The organism is Rubrimonas sp. (assembly GCF_036788415.1).
Taxonomy (GTDB): domain Bacteria; phylum Pseudomonadota; class Alphaproteobacteria; order Rhodobacterales; family Rhodobacteraceae; genus Rubrimonas.
In genome coordinates, this window is the sequence record NZ_DAIQNN010000033.1 from 21,064 (window position 1) to 33,779 (window position 12,716).

Below are 12,716 nucleotides of genomic sequence, written 5' to 3' on the forward strand. Positions count from 1 at the left end.
GGGGTACATAGGCTTTAACCTTGCCGTGATAAGGGTGCGGCGTCGACCGCAGGTCAGGCAAGGAAAAACCGACATGGACGAAACGCTGGCGAAAGTGCTCGCTTCGCTGATCCGAAAGACCGAGGGCGAGGCGTTCGACGCTTCCGTGCGATTCGAATTCGTGGATGTCGGCGCGCTGCGCCTCGACGAGCAGGGCGCGCGGGTCGATGACGGCTCCGAGGCCGATTGCGTCATCAGCGCCGATCTCGACACGTTCCGCGCGCTGTTCGACGGCGATCTCGGCCCGACGGCGGCCTTCATGACCGGGCGCATCCGCATCTCGGGCGACATGGGGGTCGCGATGAAGGCGGCGGGTCTGCTTGGCTGAGGACGCGCCCTTCGGCCCCGGGGCCCGCCTGCTCGAGCTGCGCGCCGCCGACGGGGCGCGGCTGCGCGGCGCGATCGCCCCGGCCAGCCCCGAGGCGCCGGCGCGCGGGCTGCTGCTGCTGTTTCAGGGGCGGACGGAGTGCCTCGAGAAATACGCGCCCGTCGTCCCGTTGCTCACCGGGCGCGGCTTCACGGTGGCGAGCGTGGACTGGCGCGGGCAGGGCGCCTCGGAGCATTTCGCCAAGCCCCGCAGCATGGGCCATGTCGGCGATTTCGCCGAGTTCCAGCGCGACCTCGCCGCGCTCCTCGGCGCGGTCGGCGACATCGCGGGGCCGCGCGTGCTGCTGGCCCATTCGATGGGCGGCGCGATCGCGCTCCGGGCGCTGGAGCGCGGTCTCGACGTGCGCGGCGCCGTCTTCAATTCGCCGATGTGGGGGCTCGCGCAGAGCGCCCCGGTCGAGGCGCTGGGGCGGGTCCTGTCGCGCATCGCGACGCGCCTCGGCATGTCGAAGCGCTTCGCGCTCGGCGGCGACGCGACGCCCTACATCCTCAAGGGCTACGAGGGAAATCTTCTCACCAGCGACGCCGCGCAGTTCGCCCGCTTCGTCGCGCTGCTCGAGGCGCATCCCGAACTCGGTCTCGGAGGGCCGAGCTGGGGCTGGGCGCGGGCGGCCTATGACGAGATGGACGCGCTGCGCCCCATCCGTCCGCCGGTCCCGCATCTGGTGACGGCGGGATCGGAGGAGGCCGTGGTGTCGCTGCCGGTCCTGCGCGCGAAGATGGGGGCGGAGCTCGTCGTTCTGCCGGGCGGGCGCCACGAGACGATGTTCGAGACCGAGACGCTCCGCGCCGCATTCTGGGAGCATTTCGACGGTTTCATGGCGCGGATCGGCGTCTGAGGGAACGCCGCCGCGCCGGTTCAGCGGCGCAGCAGCGTCCCGGCGCCGTGATTGGTGAAGAGCTCCAGCAGGCAGGCGTGCGGCGCGCGTCCGTCGAGGATCACCGCCGCGGCGACCCCCGCCTCCACCGCGTCGAGCGCGGTGCGCACTTTCGGGATCATGCCGCCGCGGATCACGCCGTCCTCGATCAGACGCTTGCACTGTTCCGGCGACAGGTCGGTCAGCACGTCGCCTTCGGCGTCCTTCACCCCCTCCACATCGGTCAGAAGCAGCAGGCGCTCGGCCTTGAGCGCGCCGGCGATGGCGCCGGCGGCCGTGTCGGCGTTGACGTTGTAGGTCTCGCCGTTCCGGCCCACGCCGACCGGCGCGATCACCGGGATCAGGTCGGATTTCAGGAAGGTGTCGAGCACGCCGGGGTTCACCTCGCGCGGCTCGCCGACGAAGCCGAGGTCGAGCACTTTCTCGATGTTGCTGTCGGGGTCGCGCTTGGTGCGGCTGAGCTTCTCGCAGACCATCAGGTTCGCGTCCTTGCCGCTCAGGCCCACCGCCCGCCCGCCCTGGCCGTTGATCGCCGAGACGATGCGCTTGTTGATGGCGCCGGCCAGGACCATCTCGACGACCTCGACGGTGGCCTTGTCGGTCACGCGCAAGCCGTCGACGAACTCGGATTCGACACCGAGCTTGGCGAGCATCTGCGCGATCTGCGGCCCGCCGCCATGCACGATCACCGGGTGCAGCCCGCACTGCTTCATCAGCGCCACGTCGCGGGCGAACACCTCCATCGCCGCGTCGTCCCCCATCGCATGGCCGCCGAACTTGATGACCACGACCTTGTCGTCATAGCGCTGCAGGAAGGGGAGCGCCTCGCTGAGGGTGCGGGCGGTGGCGACCCAGTCGCGTTTCATGGCGCGCGATTTCTCCATCGAGGGGCTCCGGGGCGGGGTGCTTGCGGTGCGACCGTCTTAGCCTGCGCGCGCCGCGTGGAGAAGAGGCGCGCGGCTCCTCAGCCGAGCGCTGCGATCTCGGCGCGCAACTCCGGCAGGCCGGCGCCGGTCTCCGACGATGTGACATGGAGCACGGGGTGCGCGGCGGGGCGTTTCGCAAGCCCCGCGCGCACGGCCTCGACGATGCGGGCGAGATCGGAGGCTTTCAGCTTGTCGGCCTTGGTCAGCACCGCCTGATAGCTGACGGCGCTCGAATCCAGCAGATCGAGGATTTCGAGGTCCACAGCCTTCAGCCCGTGGCGCGCGTCGATCAAAACGAGCGCGCGGCGCAGGGTGGGGCGCCCCGCCAGATAGGCGCGCAGCAGCTCCTGCCAGCGCGCCACCAGCGCTTTCGGCGCCTCGGCGTAGCCGTAGCCGGGCAGGTCCACCATCCAGAACCGCCCGCCGAGGTCGAAATAGTTGATCTCCTGCGTGCGCCCCGGCGTGTTGGAGGCGCGCGCCAGCGCCTTGCGCCCGGTCAGCGCGTTGATCAGCGAGGATTTGCCGACATTCGAGCGCCCGGCGAAGCAGAACTCCACGCGGTCGGCCGGCGGCAGGCCGTCGAGCGCCACCACGCCCTTCAGGAAATCGCAGGGTCCGGCGAAGAGCAGCCGGCCCGCCTCGATCTCCTCCTCGGTGAAGTCGGTCATGGCGCGAGCCTCCTGAGCGCATCGAGGTCCGCGCTGCGGATCGCCGGCGCGGCGGCGGCGATGCGCGCGGGCGGCCAGTCCCACCAGGCGAGATCGAGCAGGGCGGCGACTGTGGCGTCGTCGAAGCGGCGGCGCAATTCGCGGGCGGGGTTGCCGGCCACCACGGCGTAGGGACGGATTTCGCCGGCGACGACGGCGCCCGCGCCGATCACCGCGCCCGAGCCGATGCGCGCGCCGGGGAGGATCATCGCCTCGCGGCCGATCCAGACGTCGTCGCCCACCACCGTGTCGGCGGGCGGCGGCCCGGAGGGCGCGTCGCCGACCGGGAGTCCGAAGATCTCGAACGGGTAGGTCGAGAAGCCGCCCATCGCATGCGCGCCGCCGCCCATCGCGAAGCGCGCGCCCTCGGCGATGGCGCAGAATCGCCCGATCACGAGCCGGTCGCCGATGAAGTCGAAATGGTAGAGCACGCAGCGGTCGAACCAGTCGGCGTGGCCCGCCGGGTCGTCGGCGTAAGTCCATGCGCCGACCGCGACATTGGCGCGGCCCTGCGCGAAGGGGCGGAGGAAGGCCACGCGCGGATGCGCCGGGATCGGGTGCGGCGCGTCGGGGTCGGGGAGCGCCGCGGTCATTCCAGAGCGGCCGCGTCGCCTTCGGCGACGTCGCCGCCTGCGACGACCTCCGCATAGACGCCGAAGGCGGTGTCGCCGGTGGCCGCGCGCAGGGCGTCGAGCATCGGGGCGTCGTAGAGGCCGGTCTCCGGGTTGGCCTCGGTGGCGCGGCAGCGCCAGATCGGCTCGACCACGCGCAGGCGGGCGGCGCCGATGCGCAAGGTGCGGCCCGGCCACTCCGATTCCTCCCACGGCGCGACGCCGTCGAGCCATAGATTGCCGCGGAAGCGCCGCGGGTCGGGGGCGCAACCCGCGCGTTGCGAGAGCGCCCGCAGCGAGGACAGCGACAGGACCGCGATGAAAGGCGCGTCGGCGTCGGTCATGGCCTGCGAGGCGCGGGCGAGCGCGTAGGGGCCGGGACGGGCGCCCTCGGCCAGCAGCGCCGCCCAGGCGACGAGCGCCTCGGCGCCCTCAGCCGTCTCGGGGTCGATGTCGAGCAAGGCGGCGTCGGGATGGGTCAGCCGCAGCCGCCCCTCGGGCGAAAGCGCGGCCGCCACTTGCGCGAGCTTCGGCGCGTGCGTCACGCGGATGAAGTTCTTGCAGGCGACCCAGCCGGGCGCGGCGGGGTCGAAGGCGCTCGCGCCATGCGCCACCGCCCAGACCCGGTCGCCGGGCAGGCAGGCGCCGGGCGCGAGCGCCGCCGCCGCCAGACGCTCCCAGCCGAGGCTCTTGACCGGGTGGCGCCAGATTTCCGCGAGCGCGCCCAAGACGCTATTCCGCCGGCCGCTTGCGCTTGAAGGTCTTCTTCACATTGCCGAAGAAGTCCACCTCGACGCCCTGGCTGCGCATGATCCCGTATTGCTGGGCGAAAGTGAGAATGTTGTTGGCCACCCAGTAGATCACGAGGCCCGAGGCGAACTGGCCCAGCATGAACATGAACATCCAGGGCAGGATGGCGAAGATCTGGGCCTGAACCGGATCGGTGGGCGCGGGGTTCAGTTTCTGCTGCATCCACATCGTGATGCCCATCAGGACCGGGAACACGCCGATCGAGAAGATGGCGAGGATGGCGGGGACGCCCTCGACCGAGAAGGGCAGCAGGCCGAACAGGTTGAACCAGCTCGACGGGTCCGGCGCCGAGAGGTCGCGGATCCAGAGGATGAACGGCGCGTGCCGCAGCTCCAGCGTGACGAAGATCACCTTGTAGAGCGAGAAGAAGATCGGGATCTGCACGAGGATCGGCAGACAGCCCGAAGCCGGATTGACCTTCTCCTTCTTGTAGAGCTCGATCATGCCCTGCTGGAGCTTCTGCTTGTCGTCGCCGGCCAGCTCCTTAAGCTTCTCCATTTCGGGCTGGAGCATCTTCATCTTCGACATGGCGACGTAGGATTTCCACGCCAGCGGGAACAGCACCGCCTTGACGATCACCGTCAGCAGGATGATCGACCATCCCATGTTGCCGGTGACGTCGTTGACCGCCATCAGCAGCCAGAAGAGCGGCTTGGTCAGGAAGAAGAACCAGCCCCAGTCCACCGCATCCTCGAAGCCCGCGATGCCGAGCTCGCGCTCATAGGCCTGCAGGAGCCGAGTCTCCTTGGCGCCGGCGAACAGCATCGAGCGCATCTCGACAGTCTCGCCGGGCGCGACGGTGACGGGGGGCTGGCGCATGTCGGTCTGGAAGACGGGACCCGCGCCGGTCTGCGCGGCCTTGAACACGGCGCGGAAGGGGCGCTCGGGCCCGCCGGCCAGCGCGGCCATCCAGTACTTGTCGGTGAAGCCGAGCCAGCCGTTCGCGGCCACGCCGACCGTCTCGACATTCGCGCCCTCGATGGGGTCGAAGGGCGCGTCGAGCATGTCGTCGTAGTCGATTTCCTTCAGCACGCCGTCGATCTCGCCGATGGCGCCTTCGTGGAGGATGTAGAAGTTGATCAGCGGGGGAATGCCGTGGCGCGCGACGATGCCGTAGGGCGCGAGCGAGACGGGGCTCTCGCCGGAATTCGTCACGCTCTGGGTGACGGTGAACATGTAATGCTCGTCCACCGACATCGCGCGGCGGAAGGTGAGCCCGGCGCCGTTCTCCCAGACGAGCGTGATCGGCTCGCCGTTCGCCAGCCGCGATCCGCTCTCGACGCGCCATTCGGTCGAGGCGTCGGGGACCGGGCCGGTCTGCGAGCCCTGCGCAGGCGTCCAGCCCCAGAGGGCGTAATAGGGGTTCTCGGCGCCGAAGGGGGCGAGCAGGGGAACGGGCGGGCTGGCGGGGTCGATGGTCTCACGGTGGGCCAGAAGCTCCAGATCGTCGATCCGCCCGCCGCGCAGCGACAGCGTGCCCGACAGCTTGGGCGTGGAGATGGGGATGCGCGGGGCGTTGGCGCGCGCCTCCTCGCGCGTGAGGGGCTGCGGCGCGGGCGCCGTGAGCTGCGGCGGCGCGCCGGGTTCGGCGGAGGGGTCGGAGACGGCTTCCACGACGGGCGGCGGCGCAGGCGGCTCGGGCGCGAGGAACACCTGCCACACCATGATGACCAGGAAGCTGAGGACAGCCGCCATGATCATGTTCTTCTGATCGTTCATGCCTTGCTCCGACGCTCCGCGCGCGCCGGGGCGCCCCGCGCGCCTTCTGGCGCGGCCGGACTCGGCGTCGCTCGGCGCGATGTAATCGGATGCGCCGGGGATTGCGAGACCGCGCGGACGCGAGGGGCCGATTCGCCGCGCCGCAGCGCCCCGCGCGGCGTCAGACCTTCAGGAACACGAAGAAGGCGCCGAAGGCGATGAAGCCGAAGCCGACCGCGTGATTCCAGCGCAGCGGCTCGTTGAGGAAGGTCGCCGAGAACACCGCGAAGACGACCAGCGTGATCACCTCCTGGATGGTCTTGAGCTGCGCCGCCGAGAAATAGCCGTGGCCGATCCGGTTCGCGGGCACCTGCAGGCAGTATTCGAAGAAGGCGATGCCCCAGCTGACGAAGATCGCGGCCCAGATCGGCGCGCTCTTGTAGGCGAGATGGCCGTACCAGGCGAAGGTCATGAACACGTTGGACGCGATCAGCAGAAGGATCGCGATGATCGGCGCCGCAGTCAGCGTGCTCATGGCGCGTCGTTCGTCCTTTCGCAGCGGCAGGGCGGGACGGGGTCGTAGCCCGAGCCGCCGAAGGGGTTGCAGCGCAGCACCCGCCACGCCGCCAGCGCGCCGCCCTTCAGCCCGCCATGCCGCTCGAGCGCCTCCAGCGCATAGGCCGAGCAGGTGGGCTGGAAGCGGCAGTTGTGGCCGACCATCGGCGAGAAGGCCGCGCGATAGGCGCGGACGGGCAGGGCGAGGAGCGCCGCGAGCGGTTTCATGCGCGCGGCTTCCGCTCGGGCTTCGGCTCGGGCTTCGGGGCGTGGACGCGGCGCAGCGCGGTCTCCAGATCGGCGAGCATCAGGGCGAAGGGGCGGGCGACGGTCGCCTCGGGGCGACCGACCAGCACATAGTCCCAGCCGGGCGCGCCGAGCAGGGGCAGCCGGGCGCGCGCCGCCTCGCGCAGCCGGCGCTTGGCGCGGTTGCGGGTGGGGGCGTTGCCGAGCTTCTTGGAGCAGGTGAAGCCGACGCGGATCGCGTCCGGCTCGGGCGTCTCGGCCTCGGCGCGACGGCGCGCCTGCAGCACGAACGCATCCGCCGCCCAGCGGCGTGCGCGGGCGGCGGCGAGGAAGTCGCGGCGCTTTCGCAGGGTCTCGACGGGGCGCGCGTCGCTCATGCGCGCCGCAAGGTCAGGCCGTGAGGTTCTTGCGCCCGAGCCTGCGGCGGGCGTTGACGATCTTGCGGCCGTTCTTGGTGGCCATGCGCGCGCGGAACCCGTGACGGCGCTTGCGGACGAGCCGGCTCGGCTGATAGGGGCGTTTCATGTCGGTCGGCCTCTTCGGAACGCGACCCGGCCCGGCGGGCGGTCGCGGCGGTCATCTCGGATCGGAAGCGCGCTGATAGCCTGCGCCGATTTCCCGGTCAAGCGCGCGGCGGCGCCGTTTCGCGTCAGGCGAAGCGGCAGGAGACGGCGCCGAGCCCTGCGATGCGGCCGTCGATCAGGTCGCCGGCCTTCGCCCAGCGCAGGCCGGTGAGGCTGCCGGTGATGACGGTCGCCCCCGGCGAGAGACCCCCGCAATGGGGGCCGAGGCGGCGGGCGAAGGCGGCGAAAGTGGCGAAGGGGTGGCCGCCGGGCGTTTCGGTCGGGCCGTCCTGCGCGACCGCGCCGCCGATGCGCAGGCGCAGCGAGGGGCGGGCGAGGTCGAGCGCCGTCCAGTCGGCGACGGGCGCGCCGAGGATCAGCCCGCCATTGATCTGGTTGTCGGCGAGCTTCCACAGCGGCCCCGCCGCTTCGGGGTCGCGCAGGCGGCTCTCGACGATCTCCAGCGCGGGCAGGGCGACGGTCGCGGCGCGCAGGCGCGTCTCGAAATCGGGGGCGTCGGGGTCGGGGAGGGGGCGCTCCAGCCGGAAGGCGATTTCGAGCTCGACGCCGCGCAGCCGCGACCCCGCCGCCGGGATTTCGGCCCCGCTAGGGCGGATGTCGGCGCGCAGGATCGGGGCGATCAGCGGCGCGGCGTCGGGTTGCTTGCGGCCGGTCTTGAAGGCCCCGACCGGGCCGAAGGCCGCGGCGACCTCCGCTTGCGCGGCATGCGCCGCCGCGGCGTCGGCGGGGCCGTCCGCGGGGTCCGCGTCGAAGGGCGCGCCGCTCTGGCGGGCGGCGATCAGCCGGTCGGCGACGCTCACGCCGCGCCCTCGCGCGCGTCGGTCGCCTGCGCCATGACCTTGAGCGCGGCGAGCTTGTTCTCCATGTGGAGCCGCAGCAGCGCCGACAGCCGCGCCGCGTCGCGCGCCTCCAGCGCCGCCACGATCTGCGCGTGCTCGGCGATGGCCTGCGTCCAGCGCGCCTCCGAGACGCTCGCGCGGCGGCGGCCGCGGCGGATGCGGCGGTCGAGGGAGGCTTGCGTCTCGGCGAGGGTGCGGTTGCGGGCCGCGGCGGCGAGCCCCGCATGGAAGCGGTCGTTGAGCGCGAGATATTCCGCGCGCGCGCCGCGCCCGCGCGCGGCCGCCATCGCGTCGTGCAGGTCGCGCAGCGCCGCGATCTCGGCGTCGGTCGCGCGGGCGCAGGCGAGTTCGCCGGCCAGCGCCTCGAGCGCGCCCATGATCGGGAACGCCTCCTCCAGATCGTCCATCGTCAGCTCGGCGACGGCGGCGCCGCGATTGGGGGTGAGGGTCACCAGCCCTTCGCGCGCCAGCACTTTCAGCGCCTCGCGCAGCGGCGTGCGCGAGACGCCGAAGCGCTCGCACAGCGCCTTCTCGGCGATCCGCGCGCCGGGCCCCATGTCGCCCTCCACGATCGCCTCGCGCAGCCGCTCGGCCAGCTCCTCGGCGAGCGGGCGGCGGGCGATGGGGGCGTCGAAGCTCTCGGCGCGCATCATGGCGCGGCCTCCAGCGACATGCGCAGCACGCTGGCGACATGGAGCGCCTCGCGTCGGGTCGTCTCGGCGATCTGGTGGCGGCAGGAGGTTCCGTCGGCCACCACGAGGGCGTCGGGCTCGGCGCGGATGGCGGGGGCGAGCGACAGCTCGGCCATGGCGCGCGAGACCTCCGCCGTCTCGACCTGATAGCCGAAGGCGCCGGCCATGCCGCAGCAGGAGCTGTCGATCACCTGCAGATCGAGGCCGGGGATCGCGCGCAGGAGGCGTTCGACCGGCCCCATCACGTTCGCGGCCTTCTGGTGGCAATGGCCGTGCAGAAGCGCGCGGCGGGGCAGAGGGTTGAGCGGCAGGCGGTCGGCGAGGGGGGCGAGGAACTCCTCCAGCAGCATCACGCGGCGGCCCAGCTCCGCCGGCCAGTCGGGCAGCAGGCGGGGGGCCTCGTCGCGGAAGGTGAGCAGGCAGGAGGGCTCCAGCCCGACCACGGCGCCGCCGCGCTCCAGCACGGGGCGCAGGGCGGCGGCCGTGCGGGCCATCTCGGCCTTGGCTTCGCCGACGAGGCCCGCGCTCAGGAACGTGCGCCCGCAGCACAGGGGGCGGCCCTTCGGCGCGCGGGCGAAGCCGACGCGCAGACCCGCCGCGCGCAGCACGGCGACGGCGTCGCGCAGGTTCTCCGGCTCGAAATGGCGGTTGAAGCTGTCGGCGAGCAGGACGATCTCGGGATCGGGGTCGTCCGCCGGCTCGACGAAGGGCGCGCGCCATTCCGGCAGGGCGCGGTCGGCGGCGAAGCCGGTCGGCCCTTGCGCCAGTTTCGCGAGGAAGGGGAGGCGGTTGCGCAGGTTCAGAAGCCAGCGCGCCCGCGTCGCCCAAGCCGCATAGCGGGGCATGTAGCCGACCAAGCGGTCGCGCAAGGTGAGACCGTGTTTCTCGGCCCGCGCGGCCAGCACTTCGATCTTCATCTTCGCCATGTCCACCGACATGGGGCATTCGCGCTGGCAGGCCTTGCAGGAGACGCAGAGCTTCATCGTCTCGGCCATCTCGTCGGAGGCGAAGGCGTCGGGGCCGAGCTGGCCGGTCAGCGCGAGGCGCAGCGCATTGGCGCGCCCGCGCGTGAGATCCCGCTCGTTGCGGGTGGCGCGGTAGCTCGGGCACATCGCGCCGCCCTGCAACTTCCGGCAGGCGCCGTTGTTGTTGCACATCTCGACGGCGCCGATCAGCCCGCCGGGCCAGTCCGACCAGTCGAAGGCGGTCTTGCGGGGCTCGGCCTTGTAGCCTTCGGGCCAGCGGAAGAGCGAGCGGTCGTCCATCTTCGGGGGGCGGACGATCTTGCCGGGGTTCAGGACCGCGTCGGGGTCGAAGCGGTCCTTCACCGCCTCGAAGGCGCGCACGAGGCGGGCGCCGAACATCTTCTCGTGGAATTCCGAGCGCACCAGCCCGTCGCCATGCTCGCCCGAATGCGAGCCCTTGTACTCGGCGACGATGTCGAAGGCCTCCTCGGCGATGGCGCGCAGCGCCTTCACGCCGAGCTCCTCCTTGAGGTTGAGCACCGGGCGGACATGCAGGAGGCCCACCGAGGCGTGCGCGTACCATGTGCCGTCCGTGCCGTGGCGGCGGAAGAGCGCGGTCAGCCGGTCGGTGAAGTCGGCCAGATCCTTCAGCTCGACGGCGCAATCCTCGACGAAGGAGACGGGTTTCCCTTCGGTCTTCATCGACATCATGATGTTGAGGCCCTGGGTGCGCACGTCCCAGATGCGGGCCTGGAAGGCGGGCTCGACGGCCTCGACCACGCCGCCCTCGCGCCGTCCGCCGGCGCCCCAGGAATAGCCGAGATCGGCCATGGTCTGGGTCAGCGCGTCGAGGCGGCGGCGGTTCTCCTCGGGCGTCTCGCCGAACTCGACGAGCAGCAGCGCCTCGGGGTCGCCGCGCACGGCTTCCTCCATCACGGGGCGGAAGACGGGGATGTCGCGGCCGAGCGCGATCATCGTGCGGTCCACAAGTTCGACGGCGGTGGGGCCGAGCGCGACGAGGTGCTGCGCCGCCTCCATCGCGGCGCGGAAAGTGGGGAAATGGCAGACGCCCAGCGCCTTGGGGCCGGGGAGCGGCGAGAGCGCGATCTCGACGCTCTCGAACAGCGCGAGCGTCCCCTCCGAGCCGACGAGCAGATGGGCCATGTTGACCGGGTCGGACCCCGGCGCCAGCGCGTCGAGATTGTAGCCGCCGACGCGCCGCTGAACTTTCGGGAAGCGCGCCGCGACTTCCTCGGCCTCGCGCGCGCCGAGCGCCAGCATGTCCGAGGTCAGCGCGCCGAGCGCGTCATTGGCGCGGGCGGCGGAACGCTGCGTTTGCGCGAAGCGGGCGCGGGTTCCGTCGGCGAGCAGCGCGTCGATGGCGAGCACGTTCTCGCGCATCCGCCCGTAGCGCAGCGAGCGCGAGCCGCAGGAATTGTTCGCGGCCATGCCCCCGATGGTGGCGCGCGAGGCGGTGGAGACGTCCACCGGGAACCACAACCCGTGCGGTTTCAGTTTGCGGTTGAGGTCGTCGAGCACGATCCCCGGCTCGACCACCGCGCGCCGGGCCGTCACGTCGAAATGGCGGATGCCGTTGAGATGCTTGGAGAAATCCACCACGACGCCGGGCCCGACCGTCTGGCCCGCCTGGCTGGTGCCGCCGCCGCGCCCGGTGAGGCTCGCCCCCGCGGCGCGGGCCGCCTCCAGCGTCGCGGCGACGTCGTCGAAGCGCTTCGGGACCACCACCGCCTGCGGGACGATCTGGTAGAAGGAGGCGTCGGTGGCGTAGCGGCCCCGGTCGAAAGCGCCGGTGAGCACCTCGCCCTCGATGCTGCGCGCGAGCCCCTCGAACAGCGGCGCCGACATGGTCCCTCCCGGTCCGTCCCTGCGACATTTGCGCATGTTTTTGCTTGACTCGAATAATGCATTCAAAATTATGAGTGGCAAGCGGAAACACCGGCGCAGAACCGGTTCAATAGAACTCCGCGGAGGAAACAAAAGGACCGGTTCCGCGCGATCTGCGTGAAGCATCGCGGAAATCGACTCCGAAACACCCGAAGGCCGCCCCGCAGAAGGGCGGCGCACCCCGCCGCGCGCGTCGCGCGGACGACATGGAGGAGACACCCGATGAAATTCACCAAACTCGTCGCCGCCGCCGCCGCGCTCTGGCTCTCGGGCGAGGCCGCGCTGGCGCAGCAGGTCCTACGCTTCGGCCATGTCGGCGAGCCCGGCTCGCTGTTCGCGCAGTCCGCCGAGAAATTCGCCGAGATCGCCAACGCCAGGCTCGGCGACAAGGCGCAGGTGCAGGTCTTCGGCGCCTCGCAGCTCGGCTCCGACCGCGAGATGCTGCAGAAGCTGAAGCTCGGGCAGATGACCTTCTCGCTGCCCTCCTCGGTGATGTCTTCGGTCTCGCCGGAATTCGGCGTGTTCGAGATGCCCTACATCATCCAGGACCGCGCCCATATCAGCGCGGTCTCGGCGGAGATGCTCGACAGCGTGTTCAACCCCGCCGCCGAGCGCGAGGGCTATCACATCCTCGCCGTGTGGGAGAACGGCTTCCGCCACATCACCAACAACGTCCGCCCGATCCAGACGCCCGCCGACCTGTCGGGCGTCAAGCTGCGCATCCCGGGCGGCGAGTGGCGCGCCAAGATGTTCCAGTCCTACGGCGCCAACCCCACGCCGATGTCGTTCTCGGACGTGTTCACGGCGCTGCAGACCGGCGTGATCGACGGGCAGGAGAACCCCTACACCCAGATCGCCTCGGCCAAGTTCCAGG

At 71.4% G+C, this 12,716-nt stretch carries 15 protein-coding genes; 3 read left to right on the forward strand and 12 right to left on the reverse strand.

Going from position 1 to position 12,716, the window contains the following annotated elements; translation table 11 throughout:
* Window positions 1-73: 73 nt before the first annotated feature.
* Complete coding sequence (locus tag V7Q31_RS09795) at window positions 74-367, forward strand: SCP2 sterol-binding domain-containing protein (RefSeq protein ID WP_333833585.1); 294 nt, start codon at window positions 74-76, stop codon at window positions 365-367.
* Window positions 360-1,265 (forward strand): alpha/beta hydrolase, encoded by a 906-nt coding sequence (locus V7Q31_RS09800; RefSeq protein WP_333833587.1) that lies wholly within the window; start codon window positions 360-362, stop codon window positions 1,263-1,265. The genes V7Q31_RS09795 and V7Q31_RS09800 overlap by 8 nt, the downstream gene beginning before the upstream one ends.
* A 20-nt stretch (window positions 1,266-1,285) precedes the next feature.
* Here the strand turns inward: V7Q31_RS09800 and argB are convergent, their stop codons facing one another.
* The 12 genes from argB to V7Q31_RS09860 all read right to left on the reverse strand — a co-directional run bounded on the left by argB (window position 1,286) and on the right by V7Q31_RS09860 (window position 11,803).
* Window positions 1,286-2,170 carry an acetylglutamate kinase gene (gene argB / locus V7Q31_RS09805; protein ID WP_333833588.1) on the reverse strand — a complete coding sequence of 295 codons (885 nt, stop codon included), beginning with the start codon at window positions 2,168-2,170 and terminating at the stop codon, window positions 1,286-1,288.
* A gap of 98 nt (window positions 2,171-2,268) precedes the next feature.
* Window positions 2,269-2,898 (reverse strand): ribosome biogenesis GTP-binding protein YihA/YsxC, encoded by a 630-nt coding sequence (gene yihA, locus V7Q31_RS09810; RefSeq protein WP_333833589.1) that lies wholly within the window; start codon window positions 2,896-2,898, stop codon window positions 2,269-2,271.
* Window positions 2,895-3,530: a CatB-related O-acetyltransferase gene (locus V7Q31_RS09815; protein WP_333833590.1), complete on the reverse strand. Its 636-nt coding sequence runs from the start codon at window positions 3,528-3,530 to the stop codon at window positions 2,895-2,897. Before V7Q31_RS09815 ends, yihA begins: the two co-directional genes overlap by 4 nt.
* Window positions 3,527-4,276 carry an MOSC domain-containing protein gene (locus V7Q31_RS09820; protein WP_333833591.1) on the reverse strand — a complete coding sequence of 250 codons (750 nt, stop codon included), beginning with the start codon at window positions 4,274-4,276 and terminating at the stop codon, window positions 3,527-3,529. The genes V7Q31_RS09815 and V7Q31_RS09820 overlap by 4 nt, the downstream gene beginning before the upstream one ends.
* A 4-nt stretch (window positions 4,277-4,280) precedes the next feature.
* The gene (gene yidC / locus V7Q31_RS09825; protein WP_333833592.1) at window positions 4,281-6,077 is read right to left on the reverse strand and encodes a membrane protein insertase YidC; all 1,797 of its coding nucleotides are present in this window, start codon (window positions 6,075-6,077) and stop codon (window positions 4,281-4,283) included.
* 160 nt (window positions 6,078-6,237) lie between these two features.
* The gene (locus V7Q31_RS09830; RefSeq protein ID WP_333833594.1) at window positions 6,238-6,591 is read right to left on the reverse strand and encodes a DMT family protein; all 354 of its coding nucleotides are present in this window, start codon (window positions 6,589-6,591) and stop codon (window positions 6,238-6,240) included.
* On the reverse strand, window positions 6,588-6,839 hold the full coding sequence (yidD, locus tag V7Q31_RS09835; protein ID WP_333833595.1) for a membrane protein insertion efficiency factor YidD: 252 nt from the start codon (window positions 6,837-6,839) through the stop codon (window positions 6,588-6,590). The genes V7Q31_RS09830 and yidD overlap by 4 nt, the downstream gene beginning before the upstream one ends.
* Window positions 6,836-7,234: a ribonuclease P protein component gene (gene rnpA / locus V7Q31_RS09840; protein WP_333833596.1), complete on the reverse strand. Its 399-nt coding sequence runs from the start codon at window positions 7,232-7,234 to the stop codon at window positions 6,836-6,838. The genes yidD and rnpA overlap by 4 nt, the downstream gene beginning before the upstream one ends.
* A 13-nt stretch (window positions 7,235-7,247) precedes the next feature.
* Window positions 7,248-7,382 carry a 50S ribosomal protein L34 gene (gene rpmH / locus V7Q31_RS09845; RefSeq protein WP_333833598.1) on the reverse strand — a complete coding sequence of 45 codons (135 nt, stop codon included), beginning with the start codon at window positions 7,380-7,382 and terminating at the stop codon, window positions 7,248-7,250.
* Window positions 7,383-7,506: 124 nt separating this feature from the next.
* A complete protein-coding gene (locus V7Q31_RS09850) occupies window positions 7,507-8,241 on the reverse strand; it encodes a 2-keto-4-pentenoate hydratase (RefSeq protein WP_333833599.1) in 735 nt (244 codons plus the stop codon).
* Complete coding sequence (locus tag V7Q31_RS09855; protein ID WP_333833600.1) at window positions 8,238-8,933, reverse strand: GntR family transcriptional regulator; 696 nt, start codon at window positions 8,931-8,933, stop codon at window positions 8,238-8,240. Before V7Q31_RS09855 ends, V7Q31_RS09850 begins: the two co-directional genes overlap by 4 nt.
* Window positions 8,930-11,803, reverse strand: a complete 2,874-nt coding sequence (locus V7Q31_RS09860) for an FAD-binding and (Fe-S)-binding domain-containing protein (protein WP_333833601.1) — start codon at window positions 11,801-11,803, stop codon at window positions 8,930-8,932. Before V7Q31_RS09860 ends, V7Q31_RS09855 begins: the two co-directional genes overlap by 4 nt.
* Window positions 11,804-12,064: 261 nt before the next feature.
* Between V7Q31_RS09860 and V7Q31_RS09865 the strand changes: the two genes are divergently transcribed.
* Window positions 12,065-12,716, forward strand: a 652-nt coding sequence (locus V7Q31_RS09865) for a TRAP transporter substrate-binding protein (RefSeq protein WP_333833602.1), incomplete at its 3' end; no start/stop codon positions are given.